This is a genomic window from Salinibacterium sp. 10G20-15 (assembly GCF_057365065.1).
The window spans coordinates 1125579-1152110 of the sequence record NZ_CP195118.1; the positions used below are offsets into that span (position 1 = coordinate 1125579).

The 26532-nt window shown below is 61.9% G+C and carries 30 protein-coding genes; 15 read left to right on the plus strand and 15 right to left on the minus strand.

Annotated features, from left to right (window positions below):
* Window positions 1-2: 2 nt before the first annotated feature.
* Both ACR3YK_RS05390 and ACR3YK_RS05395 read right to left on the minus strand, forming a co-directional pair.
* The gene (locus tag ACR3YK_RS05390) at window positions 3-1253 is read right to left on the minus strand and encodes a D-arabinono-1,4-lactone oxidase (RefSeq protein ID WP_486176181.1); all 1251 of its coding nucleotides are present in this window, start codon (window positions 1251-1253) and stop codon (window positions 3-5) included.
* Between the two features lie 43 nt (window positions 1254-1296).
* A complete protein-coding gene (locus ACR3YK_RS05395) occupies window positions 1297-1713 on the minus strand; it encodes a DUF6326 family protein (protein ID WP_486176182.1) in 417 nt (138 codons plus the stop codon).
* 81 nt (window positions 1714-1794) lie between these two features.
* On the opposite strand from ACR3YK_RS05395, the gene ACR3YK_RS05400 reads away from it, so the two are divergent.
* The 10 genes from ACR3YK_RS05400 to ACR3YK_RS05445 all read left to right on the plus strand — a co-directional run bounded on the left by ACR3YK_RS05400 (window position 1795) and on the right by ACR3YK_RS05445 (window position 9129).
* Entirely contained in the window at window positions 1795-2451 is a 657-nt protein-coding gene (locus tag ACR3YK_RS05400) for a TetR/AcrR family transcriptional regulator C-terminal domain-containing protein (protein ID WP_486176183.1), read from the plus strand.
* 99 nt (window positions 2452-2550) lie between these two features.
* Window positions 2551-3612: a metal ABC transporter solute-binding protein, Zn/Mn family gene (locus tag ACR3YK_RS05405; RefSeq protein WP_486176184.1), complete on the plus strand. Its 1062-nt coding sequence runs from the start codon at window positions 2551-2553 to the stop codon at window positions 3610-3612.
* Window positions 3613-3697: 85 nt separating this feature from the next.
* Window positions 3698-4483 carry a metal ABC transporter ATP-binding protein gene (locus ACR3YK_RS05410; protein ID WP_486176376.1) on the plus strand — a complete coding sequence of 262 codons (786 nt, stop codon included), beginning with the start codon at window positions 3698-3700 and terminating at the stop codon, window positions 4481-4483.
* Window positions 4480-5391, plus strand: a complete 912-nt coding sequence (locus tag ACR3YK_RS05415; protein ID WP_486176185.1) for a metal ABC transporter permease — start codon at window positions 4480-4482, stop codon at window positions 5389-5391. The genes ACR3YK_RS05410 and ACR3YK_RS05415 overlap by 4 nt, the downstream gene beginning before the upstream one ends.
* Before the next feature lie 10 nt (window positions 5392-5401).
* A complete protein-coding gene (locus ACR3YK_RS05420) occupies window positions 5402-5785 on the plus strand; it encodes a Fur family transcriptional regulator (RefSeq protein ID WP_486176186.1) in 384 nt (127 codons plus the stop codon).
* Between the two features lie 160 nt (window positions 5786-5945).
* Window positions 5946-6182: a 50S ribosomal protein L28 gene (gene rpmB, locus ACR3YK_RS05425; RefSeq protein WP_022885355.1), complete on the plus strand. Its 237-nt coding sequence runs from the start codon at window positions 5946-5948 to the stop codon at window positions 6180-6182.
* The gene (rpmG, locus tag ACR3YK_RS05430) at window positions 6182-6349 is read left to right on the plus strand and encodes a 50S ribosomal protein L33 (RefSeq protein WP_009773536.1); all 168 of its coding nucleotides are present in this window, start codon (window positions 6182-6184) and stop codon (window positions 6347-6349) included. Before rpmB ends, rpmG begins: the two co-directional genes overlap by 1 nt.
* 2 nt (window positions 6350-6351) lie before the next feature.
* On the plus strand, window positions 6352-6657 hold the full coding sequence (gene rpsN / locus ACR3YK_RS05435) for a 30S ribosomal protein S14 (RefSeq protein WP_486176187.1): 306 nt from the start codon (window positions 6352-6354) through the stop codon (window positions 6655-6657).
* Between the two features lie 72 nt (window positions 6658-6729).
* Window positions 6730-7020, plus strand: coding sequence for an HU family DNA-binding protein (locus ACR3YK_RS05440; protein ID WP_100387826.1), 291 nt, complete (start codon window positions 6730-6732; stop codon window positions 7018-7020).
* 147 nt (window positions 7021-7167) lie between these two features.
* Complete coding sequence (locus ACR3YK_RS05445) at window positions 7168-9129, plus strand: bifunctional copper resistance protein CopD/cytochrome c oxidase assembly protein (protein ID WP_486176188.1); 1962 nt, start codon at window positions 7168-7170, stop codon at window positions 9127-9129.
* Window positions 9130-9160: 31 nt separating this feature from the next.
* On the opposite strand, the gene ACR3YK_RS05450 is transcribed toward ACR3YK_RS05445, so the two are convergent.
* Window positions 9161-10207, minus strand: a complete 1047-nt coding sequence (locus ACR3YK_RS05450; RefSeq protein ID WP_486176189.1) for a hypothetical protein — start codon at window positions 10205-10207, stop codon at window positions 9161-9163.
* Window positions 10208-10302: 95 nt separating this feature from the next.
* Between ACR3YK_RS05450 and ACR3YK_RS05455 the strand changes: the two genes are divergently transcribed.
* Window positions 10303-11601 (plus strand): ATP-dependent DNA helicase, encoded by a 1299-nt coding sequence (locus tag ACR3YK_RS05455; RefSeq protein ID WP_486176190.1) that lies wholly within the window; start codon window positions 10303-10305, stop codon window positions 11599-11601.
* A gap of 88 nt (window positions 11602-11689) precedes the next feature.
* Here the strand turns inward: ACR3YK_RS05455 and ACR3YK_RS05460 are convergent, their stop codons facing one another.
* From ACR3YK_RS05460 to ACR3YK_RS05490, 7 genes are all read right to left on the minus strand, one after another.
* The gene (locus ACR3YK_RS05460) at window positions 11690-12490 is read right to left on the minus strand and encodes a carbohydrate ABC transporter permease (protein WP_486176191.1); all 801 of its coding nucleotides are present in this window, start codon (window positions 12488-12490) and stop codon (window positions 11690-11692) included.
* A gap of 92 nt (window positions 12491-12582) precedes the next feature.
* Window positions 12583-13464 carry a carbohydrate ABC transporter permease gene (locus ACR3YK_RS05465; RefSeq protein ID WP_486176192.1) on the minus strand — a complete coding sequence of 294 codons (882 nt, stop codon included), beginning with the start codon at window positions 13462-13464 and terminating at the stop codon, window positions 12583-12585.
* 84 nt (window positions 13465-13548) lie between these two features.
* The gene (locus ACR3YK_RS05470) at window positions 13549-14817 is read right to left on the minus strand and encodes an ABC transporter substrate-binding protein (protein ID WP_486176193.1); all 1269 of its coding nucleotides are present in this window, start codon (window positions 14815-14817) and stop codon (window positions 13549-13551) included.
* Window positions 14818-14819: 2 nt separating this feature from the next.
* Complete coding sequence (locus ACR3YK_RS05475) at window positions 14820-16241, minus strand: protein O-GlcNAcase (RefSeq protein WP_486176194.1); 1422 nt, start codon at window positions 16239-16241, stop codon at window positions 14820-14822.
* Window positions 16238-16996 carry a sugar isomerase domain-containing protein gene (locus ACR3YK_RS05480; protein ID WP_486176195.1) on the minus strand — a complete coding sequence of 253 codons (759 nt, stop codon included), beginning with the start codon at window positions 16994-16996 and terminating at the stop codon, window positions 16238-16240. The genes ACR3YK_RS05475 and ACR3YK_RS05480 overlap by 4 nt, the downstream gene beginning before the upstream one ends.
* A complete protein-coding gene (locus ACR3YK_RS05485) occupies window positions 16993-17916 on the minus strand; it encodes an N-acetylglucosamine kinase (protein WP_486176196.1) in 924 nt (307 codons plus the stop codon). Before ACR3YK_RS05485 ends, ACR3YK_RS05480 begins: the two co-directional genes overlap by 4 nt.
* A complete protein-coding gene (locus ACR3YK_RS05490) occupies window positions 17916-18656 on the minus strand; it encodes a GntR family transcriptional regulator (protein ID WP_486176197.1) in 741 nt (246 codons plus the stop codon). Before ACR3YK_RS05490 ends, ACR3YK_RS05485 begins: the two co-directional genes overlap by 1 nt.
* Before the next feature lie 210 nt (window positions 18657-18866).
* On the opposite strand from ACR3YK_RS05490, the gene ACR3YK_RS05495 reads away from it, so the two are divergent.
* The 3 genes from ACR3YK_RS05495 to ACR3YK_RS05505 are packed head-to-tail and all read left to right on the plus strand — an operon-like array spanning window position 18867 to window position 21436.
* Window positions 18867-19460, plus strand: a complete 594-nt coding sequence (locus ACR3YK_RS05495) for a GNAT family N-acetyltransferase (protein WP_486176198.1) — start codon at window positions 18867-18869, stop codon at window positions 19458-19460.
* Window positions 19457-20473, plus strand: a complete 1017-nt coding sequence (locus tag ACR3YK_RS05500; RefSeq protein ID WP_486176199.1) for a Gfo/Idh/MocA family protein — start codon at window positions 19457-19459, stop codon at window positions 20471-20473. The genes ACR3YK_RS05495 and ACR3YK_RS05500 overlap by 4 nt, the downstream gene beginning before the upstream one ends.
* A 51-nt stretch (window positions 20474-20524) precedes the next feature.
* A complete protein-coding gene (locus tag ACR3YK_RS05505; protein ID WP_486176200.1) occupies window positions 20525-21436 on the plus strand; it encodes a TerC family protein in 912 nt (303 codons plus the stop codon).
* A gap of 106 nt (window positions 21437-21542) precedes the next feature.
* Here the strand turns inward: ACR3YK_RS05505 and ACR3YK_RS05510 are convergent, their stop codons facing one another.
* The 5 genes from ACR3YK_RS05510 to ACR3YK_RS05530 form a co-directional block, all read right to left on the minus strand.
* On the minus strand, window positions 21543-22190 hold the full coding sequence (locus ACR3YK_RS05510; RefSeq protein WP_486176201.1) for a biliverdin-producing heme oxygenase: 648 nt from the start codon (window positions 22188-22190) through the stop codon (window positions 21543-21545).
* Between the two features lie 121 nt (window positions 22191-22311).
* Window positions 22312-22911 carry a hypothetical protein gene (locus ACR3YK_RS05515; protein WP_486176202.1) on the minus strand — a complete coding sequence of 200 codons (600 nt, stop codon included), beginning with the start codon at window positions 22909-22911 and terminating at the stop codon, window positions 22312-22314.
* Window positions 22912-22955: 44 nt separating this feature from the next.
* Complete coding sequence (locus ACR3YK_RS05520; RefSeq protein ID WP_486176203.1) at window positions 22956-23363, minus strand: DUF4383 domain-containing protein; 408 nt, start codon at window positions 23361-23363, stop codon at window positions 22956-22958.
* 130 nt (window positions 23364-23493) lie between these two features.
* Entirely contained in the window at window positions 23494-23901 is a 408-nt protein-coding gene (locus ACR3YK_RS05525) for a DUF4383 domain-containing protein (RefSeq protein WP_486176204.1), read from the minus strand.
* 139 nt (window positions 23902-24040) lie between these two features.
* Complete coding sequence (locus ACR3YK_RS05530; RefSeq protein ID WP_341618748.1) at window positions 24041-24343, minus strand: DUF2470 domain-containing protein; 303 nt, start codon at window positions 24341-24343, stop codon at window positions 24041-24043.
* 70 nt (window positions 24344-24413) lie between these two features.
* Here ACR3YK_RS05530 and ACR3YK_RS05535 point away from each other — a divergent pair, with 70 nt between their 5' ends.
* Window positions 24414-26396 (plus strand): heavy metal translocating P-type ATPase, encoded by a 1983-nt coding sequence (locus ACR3YK_RS05535; RefSeq protein ID WP_486176205.1) that lies wholly within the window; start codon window positions 24414-24416, stop codon window positions 26394-26396.
* Window positions 26397-26532: the final 136 nt, after the last annotated feature.

The following is a 26532-nucleotide window of genomic DNA, read 5'->3' on the forward strand; positions in this document are numbered from 1 at the left end:
AGCTAGCGTGGCCCCAGAGTTCGTTCGAGGAACGGGTTCCAGAACTTGCCGTGCGGGTCGTACTCTCGCTGCAGCGCGACGAACTCGGTGCTCCGCGGGAAGCGTTCACGGATGATGTCAGCCCCGTAGTGAAACAGCTTGCCCCAGTGGGGTCGAGCTTCGAACGGCGCCAGAGCCTCTTCGATGATGGGCAGTAGCGCTGCGACTTCGGCTGGATGTTTAGCCCACGTCAAGCCAATGCAGAGAACGTCGCGCTCGTACGCGGGGCTCATCCACAGCGCGTCGGCGGCGGCAGTGCGGATCTCCGAGATCAGCAGGTGGGGCGAGATTTTGGCACCAAGGGTTCGCAGCGCTTCCAGCGCCTCAACGCCGTGCTCCCGCGCCACGTAGTACTCGCTTTGCAACTCGTCGCCGCCATTGGAGGGCTGGCCGTCGAGGCGAAAGTGCGGCATCCGCTCTGACCACGGGCCGGGCACGCTTGCGCGCGGGTTCACATTCTCGGGATTGAGTTCGTCAGCGTCGTCATACCAGGAACCACCGAACAGAGCGGATGCCAAGGGCGGCTCAGCGCCGTCAGCGAGGCGCGTCTTGAGCCAAACCTGCGCCACGGTGGGGCTCGCGAAGTCAGCAAGAAGGCTCACGCTGTAGGCGCTCGCCATCACCTCATCCAGTTGAGCCAGCACGGTCTCCCAGGGGGCGAACCGGTACACGTCTTGCCGAACGACATAACTGGGTTGGATGTCGAGGGTCACGCGCGTGATGATGCCAAACGCACCGAGGCCCACAGCCAGCGCTGGCAGGTCGTCGCTGGAGCGATCGACCCTCACGAGCGTGCCGTCGGCCGTGACAAGTTCAACCTCAGCGATGGCCGTGGAGAGGATGCCGTTGCCGTCTCCAGAGCCGTGGGTGCCCGTCGCGGTCGCGCCGGCAACAGAGATGTGCGGCAGCGACCCCGTGTTGTGGAGGGCGAACCCGTGGCGTTGCAATTCATCGATCAGGATGCCGAAGCTGGTGCCCCCGGTGACGCTGACGGTCATCGATGCCGCATCGATCCGGACGTCAGGATCAAGCCCAGCCAGGCTGACGAGCGCTCCGGGCGTATCCGCAATATCGGTGAAGGAGTGCCGGGTGCCGAGCGCTCGCACGCGCGGCCAGCGGGCGACGAGCTCTTGAACCTCCGCCACTGTGGCCGGCTGCAGGATCGTTTCGGCGCCGTAGGTGAGGTTGCCCGCCCAGTTGGTGGTGTTCGCCATTCTGATCCTCTCGCAGCCCCACCCCGCCCACGGCGGCGCAGGGTTAGCCGCGCCGGGGCATGGCCCACTTCGCGGAAAGCGTCACGATGATGGCCAGAAAGGCCAGCTCGACCCCGCTCGCAAGCACATAGTATCCCCACTCTCCGATAGCGGCCCCGACAATTGTCACGGCAAAGAGGGGTGCCACGATGAGGTTTGTGAGCCGGTTTGAGCGGTGGGGCAGCAGCACGCTCAGCGCAATCATCAGTGTTGGGATCGTGACGTACATGATGATCCCGAACATGAACGGTTGACCAACGTCGAACACGAAGACCCGTCCGGCCTCGATCTGTTCGCGATAGTCGGGCCGGTAGAAGCCGAAGATGTCGACGAAGGCCACGAGCACCATCGTTGCGGTCCAGAGAGCAGCGAGCCGGATGCGCACATCGAGCGGGGCGAGGGGTGAAGTGTTGGTGGTCACGGTGAGTGCCTTTCGGGTGTGTCGGTTCTGTGATCGTTCGAAGTATAGGCTTACACCTGTAAGGGGCGCAACAATAGGGACATGAGCGTACGAGGAACGTTGAGTCGCGAGCGGATCGTGGATGCTGCGGCTGCGGTTGCGGATCGAGACGGTCTCGCAAGCGTCAGCATGCGCACCGTCGGGGCTGAGCTGAAGGTTCAGGCGATGTCCCTGTACCATCACGTCTCCAACAAAGAGGCGCTGCTCAATGAGCTCGCTGAGTGGGTGTTCTCGCAAATAGAGCTGCCCGAGATCGATGCACCTTGGCGTGAGCAAATGGTGCGCCGAGCGCAGTCGGCGAGGCAGGTGTTGCGTGCGCATCCTTGGGGTTTGGGGATGCTCGAATCTCGACCGGCTCCCGGCCCAGCGCTGTTGCGTCACCACGATCGGGTCATGGGGTGCTTGATGGCCCACGGGTTTTCGGCGGCCCTCGCGACACACGCCTTCTCGACGATTGATGCGTTCATTTACGGGTTTGTGTTGACGGAAGCGGGGCTTCCGTTCGCTTCTGGCGAGGGCGCGGAGGCTCAGTTTGCTGCCGAGGTTGCGCCGTCAGCGGAGGAATATCCGCACCTAGCTCGCGCGCTCGTGGAGCTCTTTGGTGCCGGTGAGTACGCCTTTGAAGAGGAGTTTGGGAGCGGGCTTACGCTGATTCTGGATGGTCTCGAAATGAGGCTCGGCGGCGCGGCCGCGAACTAGCGCTAAGACCCCTGGGTGCTCAGGCAGGTAATCATCATGTATTCTATTGATAACGAATCTCATTACCGGTATCACTCACAGTCTTAGAAGGACAGCTCGATGTCTCGCTTTACCACCCCAGCCTTTGCACGCCACCGTTCCCGTGCCCTCACGGCCGGAGCCGTGCTTGCGGCCTCCGCCCTTACTCTCGCCGGCTGCTCAGCTAGCGAACCCGCCGAGGACGACGGCACACTTTCGGTTGTGGCTTCCACGATCGTGTACGGAAACATTGCCGCCTCGCTTGGCGGAGATGCTGTCACCGTGACAAGTTTGATCGACAACCCGGCACAAGATCCGCACAGCTATGAAGCGTCGTCCCGCGATCAACTCGCGGTGTCTGAAGCAGACCTCGTGATTCTCAACGGTGGTGGTTATGACCCCTTCGCCGAAGCCCTTTATGAAGCTGCGGGCGCTGACGCGATCCTCCTCAACGCTGTCGAGGCATCCGGCCTTCTTGACGACGCCGAAGACCATGACCACGATGAGCACGCCGACGATGAGCACGCCGACGACGAGCACGCTGACGATGAGCACGCCGACGAAGACCATGCTGACGACGAGGCCGACGATGCCCACGCCGATCACGACCACATTGAGGGCTTCAACGAGCACATTTGGTACAGCTTTCACGCGATCGAGCATGTCGCTGAGCACATCGCTGAGGAGCTCACGGAACTGAGCCCCGAGAACAGCGACGCTTTCGAAGCAAACCTCGGTGAGTTCCTTAGTGAGCTCGAAGGCCTCGAAGAGCAAGCCGCCACAATCGCAGAGTCAACCGATGGGCAAGGGGCTGCCGCAACGGAGCCTGTAGCCGTCTACTTGCTCGAAGCAGTCGGCCTGCACGATGACACCTCGCCCGACTTCACTGAAGCTATTGAGGAAGGTTCCGACGTTCCTCCGGCGGCGCTCCTCGACGTTCTTGAACTTGTCGCCTCCGACCACGCGGCGCTCTTGGCCTACAACGAACAAACCTCAAGCCCAGAAACCGAACGTGTGCGCGCTGCGGCAGAAGAGGCGGGCCTTCCCGTGGTGTCATTTACGGAGACGCTACCTGAGGGTGCAGACTACATCGAATGGATGTCTTCAAACTTGGATGCACTCGCGGTGGTCCTTGTCCCGTAATGAGGCAAACCTCGTGAGCGCGTCATCCGCGTCACCCGCGTCACCGGGAACTGCTGCGGCCGCTTCGGCCTCCGCAGCAGGTACCGTGCTCAGCATCCGTGATGGGGTGCTGGGCTTCGGCGCGCGCACCCTCTGGTCGGGACTCGACCTCGATGTGGCGCCCGGCGAGTTCGTGGCGGTGCTTGGCTCAAACGGTTCCGGAAAGTCGAGCCTGCTGAAGGCGATACTGGGGCAGCAAAAGCTCGACTCGGGCACGATCACGGTGGCCGGGCATCCGGTTCGCCGCGGCGATCGTTGCATCGGCTACATTCCGCAGCAGAAGCTCGCGGCGCCAGGAACACCGTTGCGAGGCCGCGATCTGGTCACGCTCGGCGTGAACGGCCACCGCTTTGGGGTGCCGACCCTCCCCCGCGCTGTAAAGACGCGCGTGGATGAACTCATCGCCGACGTTGGTGCGACCGATTACGCTCGCCAACCGCTCGGTTCGTTGTCGGGGGGTGAACAGCAACGTTTGCGGGTGGCGCAATCCTTGGCCGCTGACCCGGTTCTACTGTTGTGCGACGAACCGCTGTTGAGTCTTGACCTTCAGCATCAGCGCGGAGTCTCTGAGCTGATAGACCGGCGACGACGCGAACACAACACCGCCGTACTGTTTGTGACCCACGATGTGAACCCCATCCTGAGCATGGTCGACCGCGTGCTGTACTTGGCCGGGGGTAAGTTCACGATCGGCACACCGGACGAGGTCTTGCGCAGCGACGTGCTGAGCGAGCTCTACGGCACTCCCGTCGAAGTTGTGCGAGTGGGCGGTCGCGTTATCGTGGCCGGAACCCCGCATGGCGATCACCACCACGAGGAGGAGATCGCGTGACCTTTGACGAATTCTGGGGCCAAGTCGTGAACTTCAACGATTATGGCCAACTGCTCGACCTCGTGCGCTTCTCGCTTATCGCCGCGGCGGTGCTCGGTATCGCCGGCGGCCTCATTGGCGTTTTTGTCATGCAGCGAGATATGGCGTTCGCGGTGCACGGCATCAGCGAACTCTCGTTCGCGGGAGCCGCCGCAGCGCTCCTGTTTGGGGCCAACGTGGTGGCGGGTTCGATTGTCGGTTCCCTTGTTGCGGCTCTGCTGATCGGGATGCTCGGGGCGAAGGCTCGCGATCGAAACTCGATCATTGGCGTGCTCATGCCGTTCGGTATGGGTCTGGGAATCCTGTTTTTGGCGCTCTATCCCGGACGTAGTGCCAACAAGTTCGGGCTCCTCACTGGGCAAATCATTTCAGTGGATGGCGAACAGCTCGGCCTGCTGATCGTGATCAGTGTCGTCGTGCTGGCCGCGTTGTTCGTGGTCTGGCGCCCCCTCACCTTCGACAGCCTCGACCCCGAAGTGGCTGCCGCGCGCGGCGTTCCCTCACGCGCACTCTCGCTCGGCTTCATGGTGCTGCTGGGCCTCATGGTCGCCGTGGCTGTGCAAATCATTGGCGCCCTGCTCGTGATGGCCCTGCTGGTGACACCGGCCGCGGCCGCGATGCGAGTGTCGTCGTCTCCGCGGCTTGTGCCGGTGCTCAGCATGATCTTTGGATTTGTCTCGGCGACGGGCGGTGTTTTGCTTGCGATCGGCGGCTCGTTGCCGATTAGTCCCTACATCACGACGATCTCGTTCCTGATCTACCTGGTCTGCCGAGTTGTAGGTGCTCGCCGCGGGCGTAGTCGCAGGCTCAGCGTGCGCCGAGCATCCGCGACTGAACTCACCCCTGTTTCACGGGCGGCGAAAAGTTAGGATGGTGACCATGAAGCGCAATACGTGGCAGCGAGAAGCGGTGCGGGAGGCTCTGACGCAGTCAGAGGGTTTCGTGAGTGCTCAATCACTGCACGGTGCGTTGCGCGACGCAGGTAGCTCCATCGGTCTCGCCACCGTTTATCGTGCCTTGGCCGACCTGGCCGGAGCGGGCGATGCCGACTCACTTCAACAGGATGGCGAAAGCCTGTTTCGGGCATGCACTCCAGATTCGCACCATCACCACCTGATCTGTCGTCAGTGCGGAACAACAGTAGAAATTAAGGCGGATGCGGTCGAACAGTGGGCCAAAAATGTTGCGGCCGAGCATGGCTTTACGGAGCCGCACCACATCGTTGACGTCTTCGGCTTGTGCCGAGCGTGCTCTACCACGTAACATATACCGTTGACCGAGCGGTATCTTCCGCTCTCGCAGACACACCCCACCCTGATCGAAACCGCGTAAAAGTTCGGTTTGAGAAGAACGCAGTGTGTGTGCCGACAAGTGATCTTGGGTAAGGCTGAGTCCTTACGGTAACTAGAACAGGAGCATCACCATGGCAGCAACCTGCCAAGTGACCGGCGCCATTCCCGGCTTCGGACACAACATTTCGCACTCGCACCGTCGCACCAAGCGCCGTTTCGACCCAAACATCCAGAAGAAGACGTACTACGTACCGTCGCTTCGCCGCAACGTAACTCTTCAGCTGTCCGCAAAGGGCATCAAGGTAATTGACGCTCGCGGCATCGAATCCGTTGTCAAGGACCTCCTTGCACGTGGGGAGAAGATCTAATGGCTAAGGCACAGGACGTACGTCCGATCATCAAGCTCCGTTCAACTGCGGGAACGGGCTACACCTATGTGACGCGCAAGAACCGTCGCAACAACCCTGACCGCCTCGTGCTCAAGAAGTACGACCCGGTGGTCCGCAAGCACGTTGAATTCCGCGAGGAGCGCTAAATATGGCTAAGAAGAGCAAGATTGCAAAGAACGAGCAGCGCAAAGTTATCGTTGCGCGGTACGCCGAGCGTCGTCTCGAGCTGAAGAAAGCCCTCGTTGACCCGAACGGAACTGACGAGTCGCGCGAGGCAGCACGCCTCGGGCTTCAGAAGCTTCCCCGCAACGCATCGCCGGTCCGCGTACGCGGTCGCGACGCCATCGACGGTCGTCCCCGTGGATTCCTCAACCAGTTTGGTGTATCCCGTGTTCGCTTCCGTGAAATGGCTCACCGGGGCGAGTTGCCCGGAATTACCAAGTCAAGCTGGTAGATTCCAAGCGGTTCCGACGTTTTCTAGCGTTTCGGACCACCTAACTGCACTACGTCCGAGGAGGACCACCTTATGGCTGACAAGTCGCTAAACCGTACTGAATTCGTAGCGGCGGTTGCCGCAGAGTCTGGCCAGAGCCAGGCTGCCGTTTCCGGCGTCGTTGACGCTTTCTTCTCCGTACTGTCCAAGTCGGTCGGCGAGGGAACCAAGGTTTCGATCCCCGGTTGGATGGCTGCAGAGCGCACCTTCCGCGAGGCTCGCACCGGCCGCAACCCGCAGACGGGTGAAGCTATCGAGATCAAGGCCAGCCACGGCGTCAAGCTCAGTGCAGGCAGCAAGCTCAAGGCAGCAGCCAAGGGCTAGGTAGTACTTCTAAAAAGGGCGGCATCCTTCGGGATGTCGCCCTTTTTTGCATCCCGGCACCGCCCTCGAGTGTGTGAGCGGGCTGTTTGCTCTGCTGTCGACTCCGGACTGGGCGCACTCCCGGATAACCGCGAGTACTCTTGAAGCGTGTTACGAATCAGCCGGATAGCCGGTCCCGCGCTGCTGATCATCGTTGCCTTCGTCGTAGCAGTGGCCGGGTTGCGTTTCGGCGGAGGAGCAGAAGCCCCCATCCTGCTCGACCCCGGTGCTGTTGTGCGGTGGGGCTTGCCCATCTCCAAGCTGTTCGTAAACCTCGGCCTCTCTGCCACGATCGGCGCGCTCATGATCGCGATCTTTGCGATGAGCCCCAAGCGCGAGGAATTCAGTCTCACTCTCGACTTTGCGGCCGCAGGCGCCGCCGTGTGGGCGGTGGCATCCGCCTTCACCGGGTTCTTCACTTTTCTGGCCGTACGTAACCAGCCAATCGACCTCTCTAGCGCCTTCGGCGACGTTCTCGCCAGCTTTCTGGCCGTCACCGAACTCGGCCAAGCCTGGCTAGCCACAGTGCTCATAGCGGCCGCTGTGACCGTTCTGTGCTTCGCAGTGCGCAATATGAGCGCCCTCGCCTTCGTTCTTGTTCTCGCTGTAGCCGGTCTCATCCCCATGGCGCTTCAGGGCCACAGCGGTGGAACAGAAGACCACGACGCGGCCACGAGCGCCATCTACCTGCACCTCGTCTTCGCCGCCCTCTGGCTTGGCGGACTTCTCGCGATCGCAATCGCCCGCTCCGCCTTGGGCAAAGAGCGCCTCGCGATCGTGCTGCGCCGCTACTCGACCATCGCGCTCGTGAGTTTTATCGTGGTGGCCGCCTCCGGCTATGTGAGTGCAGAAATTCGTGTCGAAAACCTGACGAACCTGCTGTCGCCGTACGGCATCCTCGTGCTCGTCAAAGTCTTTGCCTTAATCGTGATGGGGCTCTTCGGGGCCGTGTACCGCAACTATGCGATCGGCCGGCTCGAAGCTAGCCCGCGCAAGGAACGCGGATGGTTCTGGTGGATTGTCACTGCCGAGCTCGGCTTCATGGGCCTCGCTTCGGGTGCTGCCGCCGCTCTGGCGGCGACTCCCACTCCCGTTCCGGAGATCGTGGCCGCCGATGTGCCCGACTCCTCCCCCGCCGCGTACCTCACGGGCTCGCCGTTGCCGCCACCCGTCAGCGCCGGCAACCTTTTCACCCTGTGGAGCTTCGACCTCATTTGGGTACTGATTTGCGCCTTCGCGATCTTCTTCTACCTCGCAGGCGTGTGGCGCTTGCGCAAGCGCGGCGACAGCTGGCCCGTGCACCGCACCGTGTTCTGGGTGCTCGGGATGCTGCTGCTGTTCTACATCACCAACGGTGGCGTCAACGTGTACGAGGGCTACCTTTTCTCGATGCACATGCTCGGGCACATGACGCTCGGGATGATGATTCCGGTGCTGCTGGTTCCGGGAGCGCCGGTGACGCTTGCGATGCGTGCGATTAGCAAGCGCACCGACGGCAGTCGCGGAGCGCGCGAGTGGATTTTGCTGATTGTGCACTCGCGGTACTTGGCTGTCATCGGGCATCCGCTCGTCGCTGCCGGCATCTTTGTGGTCTCACTGTGGGTGTTCTACTACACGCCGATCTTCCGCTGGGCGACGACCGACCATGTGGGGCACGAGTGGATGATCATCCACTTCTTGGGCTCGGGCTACCTGTTCGTGCAGGCCCTCATCGGCGTCGACCCGACCCCGCACCGCACGTCGTATCCGATTCGCTTGTTGCTCTTGCTGGGCACGATGGCCTTCCACGCGTTCTTCGGCTTGGCACTGATGACGGGTACGGGACTGTTGCTCGCCGACTGGTACGGCGCAATGGGCTGGGACACCGGCGTCAGTGCGCTTGAGGATCAGCGCATCGGAGGCGGGATCGCTTGGAGCGTCGGGGAAATCCCGACGATCGCCCTCGCGATTGCGGTGGCCATCATGTGGCGCCGCAGCGACAGCCGTGCCTCAGCGCGCTACGACCGCAAAGCGGAGCGCGACGGGGATGCCGAACTCGACGCCTACAACGAGATGCTCGCTAAGCGCTAAGCGCTAAGCGCTAAGCGCTTATGTTGCAGCGCTAGTTGGGGTACTGCGCGGTGATGAGCAACTCATCCTCCGGCATAAACGTCACGAGGTAACTTGCGGTGAAGTCGACGTCTTTATCGAAGGTGGAGACTGAGCCATCGAAAATGGAACGGACATCGACCTTGAGGTGTGCTGCGGCATCCGTAGCAGGCATAAGCCAACTTCCGGCGTCGCCGCTGGGAACGAGTGTGACCTCGGGGTAACTGGCGATGCTCCACTCCGGAGTCGTCACAATGCGGTTGGCCATCGGTTGGCCAAACGGGCATCCAGTGGGCAGAAGAACCACCTGGGTTGCGCACTCATCGAGGTAGTCGTTGACCTCGCGCTGAACCTGCGCGATCATCGCGTTGTTAGCGACGACGTTGAGGTTGGCGCGCACGGTATCGCCCGGCGTTACTGCGGAGACCCGGATGGGGTCAGCCGTCAGGAATGTTGACGTGTGACTGATTTCAAAGCTGCTGGGCGTGAGCACGACGTAGGGTGTGGGAGTGTTGGGGGTAGGGGCCACAAATTCTGAGCCATTGGCCGTGAAGTTCTGGGCGTTCGACACCGTCAGTCGCACGATTGTCAAGGGCGTGCTGACAAACTTCCAGTCGGCGAAAACGCCGAAGCGCGCTCCGTCACGCTCGACAGTGAACGCTGAGCTTGTGGTGGTGCCATCGAGGTCGTAAACGAAAGTCACAGTCTCGGTGCCATTGGAGTTCACCGTGCGGTCAGCAAGCTCGATGTTCTCGATAGTGCTGAGTGCTGAGGGGCGAAGGAGGTCGTGCGATCCAGCCAAGAGCAGCGAGCCTGCGCCCGTGGTGTCGATTGGCGTAGCGCCGGAGCCATCATCGGAGGCGGCGCCATGCTCGTCAGTCACATGGATGTCGGCAATCTGCAGAGCGGCCGCCATGTCATGACGGGCTAGCGCGCCCAGATAGCTGCGCACAAAACCATTCGCGCTGAACAGGGTGGAATTCACGATCAACACCGTCGTGACAAAGGCAGCAACGATCAGCCCGAGCACAATAGACCAGGTGACAAGCTCGCGACGCATTCACACATCCTAAACCGTTGAGGTGAGGGATACCCTGCACACAGATTGCGGCGCGCAGGCACTGGTGGAACCACCGGCAGCATTAGGGTGATTGAGTGTCTGAAATAACCCTCTCGCCGGAGCAAGCAGCCGTCTTCGCTGCTATTGAGACGACGCGCGACAATCTCTTTGTTACGGGGCGTGCAGGTACGGGTAAATCGACGCTCCTCAACCACTTGGCACACAAAACGTCGAAGCAGATCGTGATCTGTGCCCCCACCGGAGTGGCCGCCCTCAACGTGGGCGGGCAGACCATCCATTCGCTGTTTCGGCTGCCAATCGGCGTTATCGCCGACCACGAGCTTGAGCAGACCGACCAACTGCGCAAACTGCTGAACACCATCGAAACCCTCGTTATCGACGAAGTGTCCATGGTCAACGCCGACCTTCTCGATGCAATCGACCGCAGTCTGCGTCAGGCGCGGCAGCGCAAGAATGAAGCGTTCGGTGGTGTGCAGGTCGTTCTCTTCGGTGATCCTTATCAGCTCGCTCCCGTTCCCGGAGATCCGGACGAGCGTGCCTACTTCGAGGATCGCTATCGTTCTATTTGGTTCTTCGATGCTCTCGTGTGGCAGGAGACCGACCTGACGATTTACGAACTCACGAGCATCCATCGCCAGCATGAGGATGAGTTCAAATACATGCTCAATGCCGTACGTCACAACGGCGTCACCGCTGAAATCGCGGGGCGTCTCAATGCGGTCGGCGCGCGGCCCGCGCCCGACGACGGCACCATCACGCTCGCGACCACGAACAGCACTGTGACGCGTATTAATGCGTCGGCACTCGCCCGACTGCCCGGTCGAGTGCTCACGGCGAAGGCCGAGATCTCCGGAGAGTTTGGTGGGCGGGCGTACCCAGCCGATGAATCGCTTGAGCTCAAGGTGGGGGCGCAAGTGATGTTCTTGCGCAACGATACTCAAGAGGGCGGCACCCAGCGCTGGGTCAACGGCAGCGTCGGCACCGTCGTCAAGATCGCTGACACCGTCTGGGTGGAGATCGACGGGCGCGACTACGAAGTGAAGCCCGCCGTCTGGGAGAAGTTCAAGTACTCGTACTCGGCGCGCACGAAAGCGCTGCGCAAGGATGTCGTGGCCGAGTTCACGCAGTTTCCGCTGCGCCTCGCCTGGGCCGTGACGATCCATAAGTCGCAAGGCAAAACCTACGACAGTGCGATCGTGGATCTCGGACCGCGCTCGTTCGCCCCCGGCCAGACCTACGTTGCACTCAGCCGCATCAGTCGCCTCGAAGGGCTCTACCTCACGCGACCGCTACGCCCGAGCGACATCATCGTGGATGAGAACGTGGTGCGCTTCATGTCGCGCTCGAAGCCGATTCCCGCCATTCAGGCGTAGAGGCTAGGCCTGCGCTCCCCCGAAGTGGGGATCGCACTCCCCCGTTGCGACTGCCGCAAATTCACGCTGCCGCTACTCCACTCTCCCGCTACTTCACGCTGCCCGCCGTGATGCCTTCTACGATCTGCTTGTTGAAAACGATATAGATCACGATCATCGGCAGTGTGACGATCGAGAGCGCCGAGAACAACAGGCCGTAGTCGGTTACATACCGACTAGAGAATGCAAGCAAGCCGGTCGGAATCGTCTTGAGCGCGTCATCCTGGATATAGAGCAGGGCGAGCAAAAACTCGTTCCAGCTCGAGAGCGCCGAGAAGATCGCCACTGTCGCCAGGCCGGGGCGAAGTAGCGGGAGCGCGATCGATCCGAAGACGCGCAAGTCGCTCGCTCCGTCGATGCGGGCAGCCTCAAAGAGCTCGTTGGGCACGGCATCCAAATAGACCTTGAGCAGGTACACGGCCAAGGGCAACCCCATGGCGGTGTACGGGATGATGAGGGCCCAGCGCGTATCGGTAATAGCCAGCTGCGTGAACATCGTGGACTGGGCGATGAAGTAGGACTGCAACGGCAGCAGGAGGCCGAGAGCTAGTAACCCCATCAGCAGGTTACGGCCCCGGAAGCGGTAGCGACTGAACGCGAAGGCGGCAGCCGCCCCGAACAGGAGGATGCCGAGGACCGAAGCCCCCGTGACGATGATGCTGTTGAGCGCGTACTGGCCGATGTGGCCGATCTCGAAGGCCTCGACCCAGCGGCCAAAGTCGATCTCGGTCGGCAGGGCGAAGGGTGACGCAAAGATCGCGGAGTTTGACTTGAAGCTGGAGAACACCATCCAGAGCATGGGGAAGAAGAACACCACAGCGACGACCGCGAGGGCTCCGGTGAAGAGCACATCGGGGATCCGCAGGGGAGTTCTGCGTGCGGTGCGATGTGTGCTTCCTGAGCCCCGCTGCAGGGAGGTCGGGGATTTACGTTCGGTCAGGCTCATGAGCGCACATCCTCTGGCTTCTCACGATTGACTCGCGTGAAGACGAGGCCTAACGCCACAACAACAGCCGTGAGCACAACCGCCATGGCAGAGCCGTACCCAACATTCTGGAAAGTGAATACAGATTTCACCAGGTAGGTTGTCGGGATCTCGGTGGCACCGTAGGGTCCGCCGTTGGTCATGACATAGAAGAGGTCAAAGCCTTGGAAGCCGCCGGTGATGCAGAGAAGTAGTGCGACAGTGATCGCGTTGCGGATCATCGGCACCTTGATGCGGCGAAAGAGCTGCCATTCGTTCGCACCATCGAGCCGAGCCGCCTCGATCACCTCGGTGGGCACCTGGTTGAAGGCCGCGTAGAAGATGGTCATGTAGAAACCGGCATATACCCAGCCCGAGACCACGCTGACAGCGAGGAGCGCGGTTGCCGGATCGCCGAGCCACACCCGCTGCAGGCTGTCGAGACCGAGGAACTGCAGCGCTGCGTTGAGAAGACCGAAGTCGTTGTTGTAAACGAAAGCCCAGAGCACAGCCACAACCACCATCGGCAGCATCACAGGCGTGAAGATTGCCACACGAAACCAGAGCGAACCGCGGCGGCGCACACTGACGAGACCCGCAAGAACAAGGCCGACGATGACCTCCAGCACAATGGTGACGGCGATGTAGATGAGCACGTGCACGAAGGAGTCTCGGAACAAGGCGTCGTTTGCGGCCTTGATGTAGTTGTCGATGCCGACAAACACCATGGTGCCGTAGCCATTCCATTCCGTGAAGCTGTAGGCGAAGGTCATGATCACGGGGAAGAGCACAGCGAAACCGAAGACGGCCATGGCGGGCACCACGAAGAGATACGGGGTGGCCGTACGGTTCGCCTTCATGGGTGGTTCCCTCCGGGAGAAAGAAGCTGGTCGTCCGCCTTCGGGTGACGGACGACCAGCGGTGGGGCTAATGAATGGGGATGGTTAGCCCAGCTTGGAATCGATACCCGCAACGGCATCCGCGGGAGTGGACTGTCCGCCGAGCACTTCGGCAAGTGCAGCATAGAACGCGTTGGCGGTTTCGAGGTCGTACCCGGTGTCGGGCGGCAACACAATCGCCGGAGCTGTTTCAAGCATGTCGATGAGGCCAGCGCTTCGGGAGTCGATCTCTTCACCCGACGATGCGGAGAGCGCCATCGGAGTGAGTTCAGCAGCGATGAACGCCTGAACGTTCTCGTCATTGTTGAGCAGGGCAAGGAACTCGGCAGCGAGGTCTTGCTTGCTGCTCTTGGCGTTGACGACGTAGCCGGTAACGACACCGATCACGCTCTCCTGATTGCCCTCACCGGGCATCGTCGGAAGGTTTACGTAGTCGAAGTTGAGGTCAGGCGCCTCGTCGATGGCCCAGCTCACGAGCCATGATCCGATGGCGTGCATGGCCGCTTTGCCCTGGAAGAAGAGCTGAGCACCCTCGTTGTCGTCGACAGCGTTCGCGCTTTCGTTGACGCAGTTGTGGTCAGCGAGCTCTTGGACGTAGCCAAAGGCCTCAACCCACTCGGGAGTGTTGAAATCTGCCTCGCCCGACAGCGCGGCGCTGTAAGCCTCTTCGCCAACAACGCGCGAGGTCACGTGGGCGAGCCAGTTGCCCGCGGCCCACAGATCCTTATTGCCGGAAGCGATCGGGATGATTCCCTCGGCATCGAGGGCGTCACACGTGGCGAGCAGCTCATCCCACGTGGTGGGAGGAGTGAGCCCGGCAGCCGCGAAAATGTCTTCGTTGTACCAGAGCACATTGGCAACGTCGGCAGCGTGCGGCACCATGACGATCTCGCCGTCAACGGTGAGCGAGCCGAACACTTCGTCATCGAAGAGCCCAGCAATGGGGCCGGAGGTCACGGCCTCGGTGAGGTCGGCCGCGAAACCATCGGCGGCGCGTTGTTCGAGTCGAGCACCGGCCCACTCGAAGTAAATGTCGGGAGCATTGCGCCCGTTGAGCAGGTTCGGGAGCCCAATGGTTTGGTACAGGTCGTCGTCTTGATAATTCATCTCGACGGTCAGATCGGGGTTCGCAGCCTCGAACTGAGCCGCTACGTCATCCCAGACACGGATCTGAGCTTCACCAGGGGAGCCCATCGCGATGCGGAGAACGTTGTCGTCGGAACCTCCTCCGCCGGCTGAACAACCGGTGAGGATCAGGGCTGAGGCGCTGAGAGCAGCGACAGCAGCGAGAGTCTTCTTTCTCGTGACGGGCATGATCATTCCTTTGCTGTAGGTGATGCAGTGTCGGGTGATGCAGTGCGGGGTCGTGCGGGTGAAGCAGGTGATTCGGGTGGTGAACCCCCGACGGAAACGAGCTCCGCCAAAGTCATATCGAGCAAATCGCCGAAAACTCGGCGGCGAGCGGCGCGCAGCGCATCGAGGAAGGGACGAAGCCGCGACGGGCCATCGGTGGCGAGCCGGCCTGCAGCGGCGAGCTGCGCGACCTCCACGAGGGCGTGGGCGCCCACACGGAACGACTCGAGCCACGGGCGAACCTCGTCAATGAGTTTCTGGTTGGTGACCGGACCATCGAGCAGCCGATCAGCGCTGCGCACCATCGAGTCTGCAATCGTGAGCAACTCGGATGCCGCGGCGGCGGGATCGCCGTACTCCGACTCAAAAGTGAAGCGCTCGAGGGCCTCGCCCAGGGCGGGAGCGTCGTCAGCCGAGAGGCACGAGGAACGAACGGTATCGGCGAACATGCTGAAGTCTTCGGCGTTGTCGGGACCAACGACATCCAGAATCGCTTGCTTCCAGCTGGCCTCGGGGTCGTAGCCCGCGGGGTCGCGCAGATAGTCGGCGATCGTAGCGAAGGGAATCTTGGAGGACTCGAAGAGTTCCATGCCGTTGGCGATGATGCCGGTCGAGAAGCGGTGCAACTGCGGATCACGGCCGCGATAAGGCCCGATGTGCAGCTCATGGCCCATCGCGACATCGTTCACGGGGTAGTTATCCCAGTAGGTAGCGGGGCGACCAGTGGCGCGGGCAAAAACAGCGGCATCGGCGAGATCGAGCGTGGCTGAGCAAATGGCGCGACCCGTCCAGAAAAGGTCGATGCGCGGGTCAATGCCGAGCCCGAGCCGGCTGATGTACTCCTCGTCGCCATAACCCCAGTACTGCGTGGGGCACACGGTGAGCTGAGTGCTCGAGTCGAACTGGGCAAACACGCGGCCAATGACTGACTGGTGAGCGGTGACGAGATCGGGGAAGGTGGCTAGGTCGGCTGGATGCTGCAGCCGGGCCGGGATGTCATCCAGCAACAGTCCGAAGCTCGTGACGCCCAGTTCGCGCACGGAGTCGAACTTGGCGAGCAGCATCGCGATGTCGTCATCGCTGGAGTACTTCATCGTGAGCCCGGGGGAGAGGCAGTACATGAACGTCATGTCGTGCGTGGCGCAGCGGGCAATGAGTTCGGCCAGGCGGGCGAGTTCGGCACCCTCGTAGGGAGTTCGCCAATCGTGCCGAACGAGCGGGTCGTCCTTGGGGGAGTACACGAAGGTGTTCATTCCGCGTTCGCCGAGAAAATCGATCAGGTCGAGACGTTGTTCATGGCTCCAAGGCGCGCCGTAGAAGCCCTCGATGACGCCGCGGACGGCGAAAGGAGAGGCTGTAGCGCTGACCTGAGAGTGAGTGGTCATGGTGTGGTTATCCGGCCACTGAATCGGTGGTTGCTGACATCGCCGCTGGAGGTATTGCTGCTCTCGTAGATGTCGGGGATCACTCCGGCATCCACCGAAAGCTGAATGGCTTCGGCCATCACGGCGTTGAGAATTGCTGCTCCCACCACAGTAGAGGTCGCAGACACTCGGCTATCGAGGCCAGCGATGTCGACGGCAGCATCGCCGACGGCGCCGCCATTGTCGATCACGACGGTCGCAAGCTCGTGAAGGCGGGGAAAGGTGGTCGGGCGGGCCTCGGGGGAGGTGGCGTGAGTGAGGCTCGTTACGGCAATGACGGGAGTACCGTTTGCCATCGCCAACTGCACAAGCTCAGAGGTCACAGCGTTGCTGCCGGAATTGGATGCCACGATGAGCACGTCATCCGGAGCGATGGGGTGATCGCGCAACAGCGCCTCGGCGAGGCCGGGAAGACGTTCGAGGGAGGTGCTGAGCAGCGCACTCGTGTGCAGCATCAGCCCTTCGAATAGAAGAGGCTTTACGTTTACGAGGCCGCCTGCACGGTAGTACAGCTCTTCGGCAAGCATGTGGGAGTGGCCAGTGCCAAAGATGTGGACGGTGCGTTGAGCAATGAGCGCATTGGCGACGATGCGAGCCGCGGCCACAATATTGCCGCCTTCCTCGGTGCGCAGTCGTTCAACGAGAGTAGTTGCGACGCTCAGATAGCGCGCGGCCGGAGAATTGGCGTCGAGGGCGGTGGGGCTCATGGTGCTCATGCGGGGTTTCCTTCTTTCCACACGTGGATGAGGCTGCGATAAAGCGTCGTGGTGTCCCCGGAGCCGATCAGCAGGGCGCCTTCCAGCGCTGAACCATCGGCGGGCCGGAAGGACATTCCCTCCGAGGCGAGGTGCTCGACTAAGCGAGCGAAGAGCAGAGTGTTCGGGCCAAGTAGTTTGCCGCCGAGCGCGAGCGGAGCATCCGCCGCCACCCAGTCAACGGCAACGCGAGCGGTGAGAAAGAGTTCACGAGCAGCCTCTTCGACTATCGCGTTGGCGACAGTGTCCCCGTCTTGTGCTGCGGAGAGAACAGAGCGTGCGAACTGGGCGATGCGATTGACCGGTCGGTGTGCGCTGTGAAGACGCGCGGCAAGATTGTCTACTCCATCGAACTGCTCGGCAGCGTGATGAGTGAGAGAGGTAAGGTCACCGCGGCCGTCACGGGCGCGAAGCACAGCGGAAAGTCCTCGACCGCCAATCCAGAAACCGCCACCGGAATCCCCAAGAAGGTAACCATCACCGTCGACAGTGTGGGACTCCCCATTTTCGCGGACGGCGAGGCAGGCCACCCCAGTGCCGGTGTTGAGTGACACGCCCGCCTCGGCGCTGAGGGCGCCCGCATGGGAAGTGACAGTGTCATTAGCAATCCAGATTTCGCCAGCACCGGTAGTTGAGGCAACCAGCTCAGCCAACCGTGCGGTCGATGCCGCATCAGCCGGGGAGGTTGTGAGGCCGAGTATCACGCGATCCACGGGCGCGAAGTTACCGTGGCTCCACGCGGTGGCGATGGCACCAGCAACGGAGCGCATGGTGTCACCTTCGAGTCGGCTGACCCCATCCACTTCGACCGTTCCGGGCTGCGCGTTGCTCTTGAGGCGAATACCAGATTGGCCGCCGTCGACAGCGAGCACGCGAAGCATTAGCTGTTCCGGGTCGGATCGGGGGAGAACGCGCCACCTGAGACCTGGGCAGTGAGCTGGTACTTGTCGCCGCGGTAGAAGCAATTGGCAATCATGATGATCTTTCCGCGCGCGTCAGAGTCGACCATCCGGATGCGCAAGCAGGCCTGATTCTCGCTAATGGTCAGCAGCTCGCGCACTCGCTCATCGGGTAGCACGGGTTCGATCGAGACGTTCGCGGCGCCGGGGACAACGCGGTAGCGGTTGCTGAGCAGCTCGTACAGGGACCCGCCAAGGTCACTGCCGTTAATGCCAGGAACGAGGGCTTGCGGAATCCACACCGTTTCGACAGCCATGGCCTCGCCGCTGCCGAGACGCAAGCGCGTAAAACTGACGACAGGGTCGCCCGGAGTGATCTGCAACTGGGTAGCCATGGCGGTGTCGGCCGGGGCAACTCGGTAAGCCAACAGGCGGGCGCTGGGCTCAAGGCCGCGGTCACGCATATCTTGTGAGAAAGACGTGAGCCCGAGCAGTCGCACAAAAGGCTGCGGGGTAACGTACGTGCCAGAGCCGTGGCGACGTTCGACGAGGCCCTCGGCGACGAGCGCATCGACCGCGCGGCGGATCGTCATGCGGGCGACGCCCCAGCGGGCGCTCAAGTCGCGTTCGCTGGGCAGGCTCTTGCCCACCTCTGTCGACGCTACGAGTTCTCGTAAGCGCGCGCGAAGGGTGTGCCGGGTGGACTCCTCTACGACTGTCACCCTCACATTGAAGCCTATGTCGAGGCGAATGGTAAAGAGTTGACGAGACCACTCCGGGGTACATCGTGCCGTAACACGATCGAAACATTCCCGGTGAATGCTGCACGATGCCCCGCGAATACTGGGTTCTAGCGCAGACCACTAGACCACTGTTGTTCTGATCTCTGGTGCACGATGTAGACCAATTGACGCGAGCGATATGGTGAACCCATGAGCAACATTCGTCCTGCGGGGCCTTACGATCTTCCCGGTAGCTATCGCGTGTGTCTTCAGACCGCGGATGCCGGGGCCGATGGGAGCGCTCTCTTCACGAATCCTGACCTCCTGGGCCACATCTACGTGGGCCCGTATCTCGTGGGTGCCCCCGATCTCGCGTTCGTCATTGCGGACGAACTCGGAGTCGCCGGTTACGTTCTCGGTGCCGCCGATACCCGCGAGTTTGAACAGTGGCAAGAACGGGAGTGGTGGCCGGTGCTGCGTGAGCAGTACCCGGAGACTTCCGGTAGTTCGCTCGACGACGAGCTGATCTCTCACCTCCACTCGCCGGTGACAGCACCGGCGGCGGCGGTCGAGAATCACCCCGCGCACCTCCACATTGACCTACTGCCGCGCGTGCAAGGTGGCGGCGCGGGGCGAGCAATGATGGAGACACTCTTTACGGCATTGCGTGCTCGCGGAGTACGCGGGGTTCACCTCGATGTTGGCGAAGACAACCACAATGCGATCTCGTTCTACCACCACCTCGGCTTCGCCGAGTTGGCGCGCGGAACTGACTCGATCTACTTGGGAATGGAACTGTCGTGATTCTGCCTAACTCCACCGCTACGCCACTTCGAGGCGGCCCCACGCTGCGCTGGGGCGTGCTCGCTCCCGGCGGCATCGCCACCGACTGGGTGGCGGCGATGCACGCCAACACCGACCAGCGGGTAGTGGCCGTGGCGTCGCGTTCGGCCGATCGCGCGGCAGAATTCGCTCAGAAGCACGGCATCGAGCGCAGCTACGGCAGTTACGACCAGCTCGTTGCCGACCCTGACGTCGACATCGTCTACATCGCTGCGCCCAACGTCTTCCATCAACCGCTGGCGCTACTCGCGATCTCTGCGGGCAAGCATGTCTTGATCGAGAAGCCCCTCGGTATTGACGCCGCAGACGCCCAAGTCATTGTGGATGCCGCACGGGCTGCGGGCGTCTTTGCCATGGAAGCCATGTGGACCCGCTTCTTGCCGCAAACCACGATCATCGCGCAGCTCTTGGCTCAGGGCGAGCTCGGAGACGTGGCGATGGTCACGGCAGATTTCGGCGCCAACTTTGGGGAACCATCCGGTCAACCCGTCTTCGACCCTGCGATGGGTGGTGGTTCGCTGCGCGACATCGGCATTTACCCCGTGTGGTTCTCACAGTTTGTGCTCGGTGCCCCGAGCGCAGCCGTGACAACGGGGCGGATGCTCGCGAGCGGTGTTGATGCGCAGGCGGCCATGATTCTCGACCATGCCACCGGTGCCCAGGCCGTGCTGCACACGACGATGCTGGCCGACACCCCTACGGAGGCCCGCATCAGCGGCACGCGCGCTCGCGTTGAGGTGCGCACTCCGTTCTACGCGCCGAATGGCTTTGCTTTCGTGCGCGACGAAGAACGCATCGAGTTCACTGACGGCACGGGATTGCGCGGCCGCGAAGGGCTCGCTTTTCAGACGACGGCGATTGCCCAGCACATTGCAGCGGGGCGAACGGAAGCGCCCGAGCATCCACTCGATACGTCGCTCACGGTGTTGCGCACACTCGACGGCTTGCGCGAGCAGATTGAAGCACAGGGCTAACTTTCTCCGGCTTACTCCCGCAATCGCGGGGCTGTAGTGGAGAATTGACGAATGGAATTCTCCTTCGCCTTTACTCCTGACCTCATCGCGGTCTTTCTCACACTCTTCGTTCTCGAAATTGTGCTCGGCGTCGACAACGTCATCTTCATTTCGATCCTCGCATCGAAACTGCCGAAGGACCAGCAGGCGAAGGCTCGGAACCTAGGCCTCACTCTCGCGATGCTCATGCGCATCGTGCTTGTGCTGTTTGCGGGCTGGATCATCACGTTGAAAGACGAAATCTTCGTCGTCGGCGAGTTGGGGTTCTCGTGGAAAGACCTCATCCTTATCGCAGGTGGTGTGTTCCTCGTCTACAAGGCTGTCACCGAAATTCACCACAAACTAGAGGGTGACGAGGAGCACAGCTCTGGCGGTGGCAAGAAGGCGGTCACGTTCGGGTCGGTTATCGCGCAGATTCTGGTGCTCGACCTCGTCTTTTCTCTCGACTCCGTCATCACGGCCGTCGGTATGACAGAAAACCTCGTCGTGATCATCACCGTGGTTGTGCTGTCGTTCGGCATCATGCTCTTCGCGGCGCGCTTTATCTTCACCTTCGTCAACAAGCATCCAACAGTGAAGATGCTGGCCCTGTCGTTCTTGCTCCTCATCGGAGTCTTCTTGATCGCCGAGGGATTCGGGGTCTACATCGACAAGGCTCTTATCTATGCGCCGATGGCCTTCGCCATCATGGTCGAGGCCCTCAACCTGATCGTTGCGGCTCGACGAGCGAAACGCGAAGAGCGCAAGCGACGCCCTGTGGGTTTGCGCCCACGGTACGCCGACGTCGATGAGTCGATCGCGGTGCACACTGCGCTCGCGGGTCGCTCCAGCGCCGGGTCAGTGGGGCTGTCGAAGAAGCCCGTTGAGGGAGCGGCGGATTCCGAAGCTGAGGGCGTTCGCGAAGAGCGCGCGGGGCTCGGCTAACGCTCCTCCAGCGTCGGCTAGCGGTGGGGGCGCTCATGTAGGCAGCGGAGGAGAACGCTGCCCAAGGCGGGCCGTGCCGGTTCGGCGACACGACCCGCGCGGCAGGCTAGGCGGCCGCTTTCGCGCGCGACAGGTCGATGAACAGGTCGGTGTTGAACTGGTATGCGGCGAGCACTTCTTCAATGACTCGGTCGCGTTCAGTGTCATCCCACTCGACAGCATCGAGTTGGTCGCGGTACGTGTTTTTAAACTCTTTGGGCTTCGCGATCTCGTCGAACAGGTAGAAGCCGACACCGTTGGTTTCGAAACCGAACTGGCGTTGCATGATGGTGCGGATGATCTGACCGCCCGAGAGGTCGCCGAGGTAGCGGGTGTAGTGGTGGGCGATGAAGCCGCCGGCCCAGTTCTGGGCAGCGACTTCGCGTACGCGAGCGGCGTAGGCCGCTGCGGTCGGTAGTGCCGAGATCTGATCGCGCCAGTTGGCGCCAATCAAGAACGCGAGGTCGGCTTCGATCGCGGGAAGGCGCGTGAGCTGTGACGTGATGAAGGGCGCCGCTACGGGGTCTGTCGAGAACTGGTCGGCGGCCGCTTCGATTGCTTCGTAAATGAAGTAGTGCTGAGCGACGAGGGCGATGTAGTCATCGCGGGTGCCCTTGCCCGTCATGAGGTCTTTCATGAAGTCGGCTCCCTCGCTGTCGCCGTGGCTTGACCAGGTGCGCTCGCGGAGAGCCTGCGAGAACGGAATGACGGCCACGGGGTCTCCTAGCGAAAGCGGGGTTAGGTAACCCTCACTCTAGCGAAGCCGAATTGGGCGAAACATCATCCGAAAGTTGGGTATTCCGCATCACGCTGGTGACGTCAGGAACAGTGCGGAGCTAGTGACCGTCGTGGTCGGGAAGGTTGAACATGTCGTCAACGCCCTCGCCAGTGCCCTCGTCAGCGGGAATGTCGCGTTGCGGAGTGAATGATCCATCGTGTTCGCCATGGGGTTGGGCGTAGATGCCGGCCTCCGTGGCAGCAAGAGCGGGGGTCGTGAGGGCGCCGACGGCGAGCGCACCCACTGTGAGGGCGAAGAGGTAGCGGCCTGCGCTGGGCGCTGACGTAGCGGCGCCCCTGCCCTCACGAGCTCGACGAGAGTGGAATGCGAGCGTGCCCGCCACAAAGATTTGGAACAGGGCAGCGATTCCCCATGGCACAACATCCAGAGAAGCACCCAGCGCTGGGTTCTGGAAGACGGCTGCGGCGGTCATCAGCAGGGCCCAGGCAACAAGTGGCGCCACCGCGACGACCATGGTGATGCGAGCAAACGGCAGTGAGTCGCGGGTGAAGGCCAGAATGCCCCACCCGAACTCGACGGCACCAAGAATCGCCAGAGGGATGCCCAGAGCGAGAGGAGAACCGATCACGAGGGCAATGTGGATCAGGCCGGTGCCTACTGCGGCAAAAGCGATCCAGGTTCTGGTTATTGCGGACATGACGGTTCTCCTCTCGGGAAGTGATCTGGGACTTGTGGTGCGCGTTAGGCGGTAACGCCAGCTGCACGCTTGTCGGCGCCGAGGCCAACAGCAAGCAAGACGGCGGCGCTAGCAAAGTGCAGCACGTTGTCAGCAGCGTTCAGGGCCAAGATGTTCAGCGCTGACCCTACGAGGAAGAGACCGAGGAGGCCGAGCGCCAGATAAGCGAAACCGATTACGGAGTTCACGGTGCGGGCGGCCTTCACGTTGGAGAGGCCGGCTAGCAGCAGGGCAGCTCCAATGATGAGGTGGGCCACGTTGTGGAAGATGTTCACTTCGAACAGGCCCAGCAGCAGCCCGCCCTCGGTGGCAAAGAATCCAACGCCGTTCGTGACGGTGAAGCCGAGCAGTCCGACGAGAATGTAGACCGCGCCGAAAACTGTTCCCAGCAGGCGGTTAGGTGATTTAGTCATGACAGTGCCTCCTCTGCGCAAACCCTGTGCTCGCGCGGTTGACTCTTATTCGTACCCCTCGCCCGAGTGGTTTGGAGTGCGTACTAGTGAGTCGTGGTGGCGTGAAGATGTGCCGCCCGTTCGGCGAGGGCTAGACGCTCACGCCCGTGGCGCGGCTGTCGGCGCCGATGCCGACGAGAAGTAGCAGTACCGCGGCCGCAAAGTGCAGAACGTTGTCGGCGGCATTGATTGCCAGAACGTTGAATTCTGTTCCGATCAGCAGCAGCCCGGCGAACCCGAGCACGAGCAGGGCGAAGCCAAGTCCGGAGTTAACGGCGCGCGCTGCGGCACGGTTTGCGAGAGCAGCGAGCACCAGTGCCGCACCAATTAAGATGTGGATAACGTTGTGGAAAACGTTCAGTTGGAAGAGATTGCCGAGCATCCCGCCCTCGGTCGCGAAGAAGCCAACACCGCCGGTGACGGTGAAGCCGAGTAAGCCGAAAAGTACAAAGAATCCGCCGACAATGGCCCCGAGCATGCGGTTGGGTGATCGAGTCATAGTTACTTCCCCCTTGTGCGCACACTAGGTGAGTGCGCAATGCTGCTTCTTATTCGTACTCCTCTTTCCTAGCGTTTGGCTAGGGCAGGGGAGGGTGAAAGTTGCTCAGTTCACCGCAGTGGTGGATGCCACGGCGACGCTAGCTGTGCGGTCGAGCTTCGACGCCCAACTTGTCACACGCAGCATCGTAAAGCTTCACGATCTCCTGGCGGATCTCCGCGCGCTCGGTGATCTCCGTGCTCCAGGGCACGGTCACGTGGTGTTCGATGCCGTCGACATCCGAATACTGCCAGGTGCCCTCGGTGCCATCGAGTGACACCATGGCCGCGGAGATGGCGGCTGATTCCGCGAACGCACGAACGATGAGCAGATTGTCATCGTTGTGGTCGCTATTCATGTGGGCGAGAACTGCGGACACGATTTCCTCACTGAAGGTGGTCACGGCTCTACGGTAGCTGGGAGTTGAGTTCTTTGGGTTGAGCCATACCCTCTAGGGGTATAGCGTGGCGCTCATGGATCACTCTCACCATGTCGCGCAGTTCCGCCGCCTGTTCTGGATCATGCTGGTGATGGCAATCCCGGTTGCCGGATTCAGCATGATGTTTGCGCAGATACTGGGGTACTCGCTGCCCGATGTCGCGCTCCTTCACTGGATCTCGCCGGCTCTCGGCACCGTCATGTACTTCTGGGGTGGCAAGCCGTTCCTCACGGGAGGCTTCTCGGAGCTGAAATCCCGCAAACCGGGAATGATGCTGTTGATCTCACTGGCGATCACCGTCGCCTTCGTTGCCTCGTGGGCATCCACCCTGGGCCTCATTGCGAACGAGCTCGACTTCTGGTGGGAGCTTGCGCTACTCATCGTCGTAATGCTGCTCGGCCACTGGGTCGAAATGCGGTCGCTGGCTCAGACCTCGAGCGCGCTCGACTCTCTTGCCGCCTTGCTTCCGGATGAAGCGGAGAAGGTTGAGGGCGATGACTTCGTCACCGTGCCGCCGTCTGAGCTCGTTGTCGGCGATGTCGTCATCGTGCGCCCCGGCGGACGCGTACCCGCCGACGGCGAAGTGATCGACGGTTCAGCCGAGGTGGATGAGTCGATGATCACGGGAGAGTCGCAGCCGGTTGCGCGGGGTGAGGGCGACCGCGTTGTGGCGGGAACCGTCGCTACCGATAACTCGATCCGGGTGAAGGTCACGGCGATTGGCGATGATACGGCGCTCGCGGGTATCACCAAGCTGGTTGAAACGGCGCAGAGCTCGTCGTCACCTGCGCAACGCATCGCCGACACCGCGGCGGGCTGGTTGTTCTGGTTCGCTCTCGGTGCTGCAGCGCTCACCGCCACCGTGTGGACCCTCGTGGGCAATCCGGATGACGCGATCGTGCGCACCATCACGGTGCTCGTCATTGCGTGCCCGCACGCTCTTGGTCTTGCCATCCCGCTTGTCGTCTCCATCTCTACCGAGCGCGCGGCGCGCGCCGGAGTGCTCGTGAAAGACCGCCTTGCCCTCGAAACGATGCGCAAGGTCGACACCGTTCTCTTCGACAAGACGGGAACCCTCACGAAGGGCGAGCCTGCCGTCACGCACGTTGCGGCGGTCGGGGATGCGAATGAGGATGACGTTCTTCGACTCGCGGCAGCGGCGGAGAACGACAGCGAGCATCCGCTGGCGAAGGCGATCGTGGCCGCCGCGAAGGAGCGCGAACTCGAACGAGTCGGAGCCTCAAGCTTCAGCTCATCGAGCGGTGTTGGCGTCGAAGCGACTGTCGATGGAGCCACCATCAGCGTTGGCGGGCCGAGCATGTTGCGCCAGCACAACCAGCAGCCCATCGACGTAACAACCGAGTGGGCGGATGCCGGCGCGATCATTCTGCACGTGCTCTCTGACGGTCACGTTATCGGGGCGATCGGGCTCGCGGATGAAGTGCGCGAAGACTCGCGCCAGGCGATCGATGCGCTGCACGCGCAGGGCGTCACGGTCGTGATGATCACGGGAGATGCGGATGCTGTGGCACAGTCGGTAGCCGCTGAACTCGGCATCGACCGGGTGTTCTCGGGCGTGCATCCAGAAGACAAAGCCAGCAAGGTTGCCGAGCTGCAGAAGGCGGGCGGCACCGTGGCGATGGTCGGTGACGGCGTGAACGATGCGCCAGCGCTCGCCCAGGCGGATGTCGGAATCGCGATCGGCGCCGGAACTGACGTGGCCATCGCCTCGGCCGGTGTTGTGCTCGCGAGCGACGACCCACGCTCGGTGCTCGCCGTGTTCGAACTCTCGCGCCGCAGCTACGGCAAGATGCGCCAAAACCTGTGGTGGGCTGCCGGCTATAACCTGATCTCGGTGCCTCTCGCTGCTGGCGTGCTCGCACCGATTGGGTTCGTGCTGCCGATCTCCGTCGGTGCTCTGCTCATGTCGGCTTCGACCGTCGTTGTCGCGGTGAACGCGCAACTATTGCGCCGCCTCGACCTGCGGCCCGAAGCGGTTATCGCGCGTAAGGACTAGCGGCCGAGCCAGCCGCCATCCGCGTTGAGGATGGCGCCCGAGACGTAGTCGGAGGAGCGCGATGCTGTCGCGAAAACGTGATGCCTAGCTGCGTTCGTTCACCCCGCGACTCCCCAACCTCCTCTGAGCGCGCCGT

Excerpts from the sequence above, each read along its gene's own strand:
- ACR3YK_RS05390 (WP_486176181.1), bottom strand. The coding sequence starts at position 1,253 with ATGGCGAACACCACCAACTGGGCGGGCAACCTCACCTACGGCGCCGAA.
- ACR3YK_RS05400 (WP_486176183.1), top strand. The coding sequence starts at position 1,795 with ATGAGCGTACGAGGAACGTTGAGTCGCGAGCGGATCGTGGATGCTGCG.
- ACR3YK_RS05405 (WP_486176184.1), top strand. The coding sequence starts at position 2,551 with ATGTCTCGCTTTACCACCCCAGCCTTTGCACGCCACCGTTCCCGTGCC.
- ACR3YK_RS05420 (WP_486176186.1), top strand. The coding sequence starts at position 5,402 with ATGAAGCGCAATACGTGGCAGCGAGAAGCGGTGCGGGAGGCTCTGACG.
- rpmB (WP_022885355.1), top strand. The coding sequence starts at position 5,946 with ATGGCAGCAACCTGCCAAGTGACCGGCGCCATTCCCGGCTTCGGACAC.
- rpmG (WP_009773536.1), top strand. The coding sequence starts at position 6,182 with ATGGCTAAGGCACAGGACGTACGTCCGATCATCAAGCTCCGTTCAACT.
- rpsN (WP_486176187.1), top strand. The coding sequence starts at position 6,352 with ATGGCTAAGAAGAGCAAGATTGCAAAGAACGAGCAGCGCAAAGTTATC.
- ACR3YK_RS05440 (WP_100387826.1), top strand. The coding sequence starts at position 6,730 with ATGGCTGACAAGTCGCTAAACCGTACTGAATTCGTAGCGGCGGTTGCC.
- ACR3YK_RS05450 (WP_486176189.1), bottom strand. The coding sequence starts at position 10,207 with ATGCGTCGCGAGCTTGTCACCTGGTCTATTGTGCTCGGGCTGATCGTT.
- ACR3YK_RS05465 (WP_486176192.1), bottom strand. The coding sequence starts at position 13,464 with ATGAAGGCGAACCGTACGGCCACCCCGTATCTCTTCGTGGTGCCCGCC.
- ACR3YK_RS05470 (WP_486176193.1), bottom strand. The coding sequence starts at position 14,817 with ATGCCCGTCACGAGAAAGAAGACTCTCGCTGCTGTCGCTGCTCTCAGC.
- ACR3YK_RS05475 (WP_486176194.1), bottom strand. The coding sequence starts at position 16,241 with ATGACCACTCACTCTCAGGTCAGCGCTACAGCCTCTCCTTTCGCCGTC.
- ACR3YK_RS05480 (WP_486176195.1), bottom strand. The coding sequence starts at position 16,996 with ATGAGCACCATGAGCCCCACCGCCCTCGACGCCAATTCTCCGGCCGCG.
- ACR3YK_RS05485 (WP_486176196.1), bottom strand. The coding sequence starts at position 17,916 with ATGCTTCGCGTGCTCGCTGTCGACGGCGGCCAATCTGGTATTCGCCTC.
- ACR3YK_RS05495 (WP_486176198.1), top strand. The coding sequence starts at position 18,867 with ATGAGCAACATTCGTCCTGCGGGGCCTTACGATCTTCCCGGTAGCTAT.
- ACR3YK_RS05505 (WP_486176200.1), top strand. The coding sequence starts at position 20,525 with ATGGAATTCTCCTTCGCCTTTACTCCTGACCTCATCGCGGTCTTTCTC.
- ACR3YK_RS05515 (WP_486176202.1), bottom strand. The coding sequence starts at position 22,911 with ATGTCCGCAATAACCAGAACCTGGATCGCTTTTGCCGCAGTAGGCACC.
- ACR3YK_RS05520 (WP_486176203.1), bottom strand. The coding sequence starts at position 23,363 with ATGACTAAATCACCTAACCGCCTGCTGGGAACAGTTTTCGGCGCGGTC.
- ACR3YK_RS05525 (WP_486176204.1), bottom strand. The coding sequence starts at position 23,901 with ATGACTCGATCACCCAACCGCATGCTCGGGGCCATTGTCGGCGGATTC.
- ACR3YK_RS05535 (WP_486176205.1), top strand. The coding sequence starts at position 24,414 with ATGGATCACTCTCACCATGTCGCGCAGTTCCGCCGCCTGTTCTGGATC.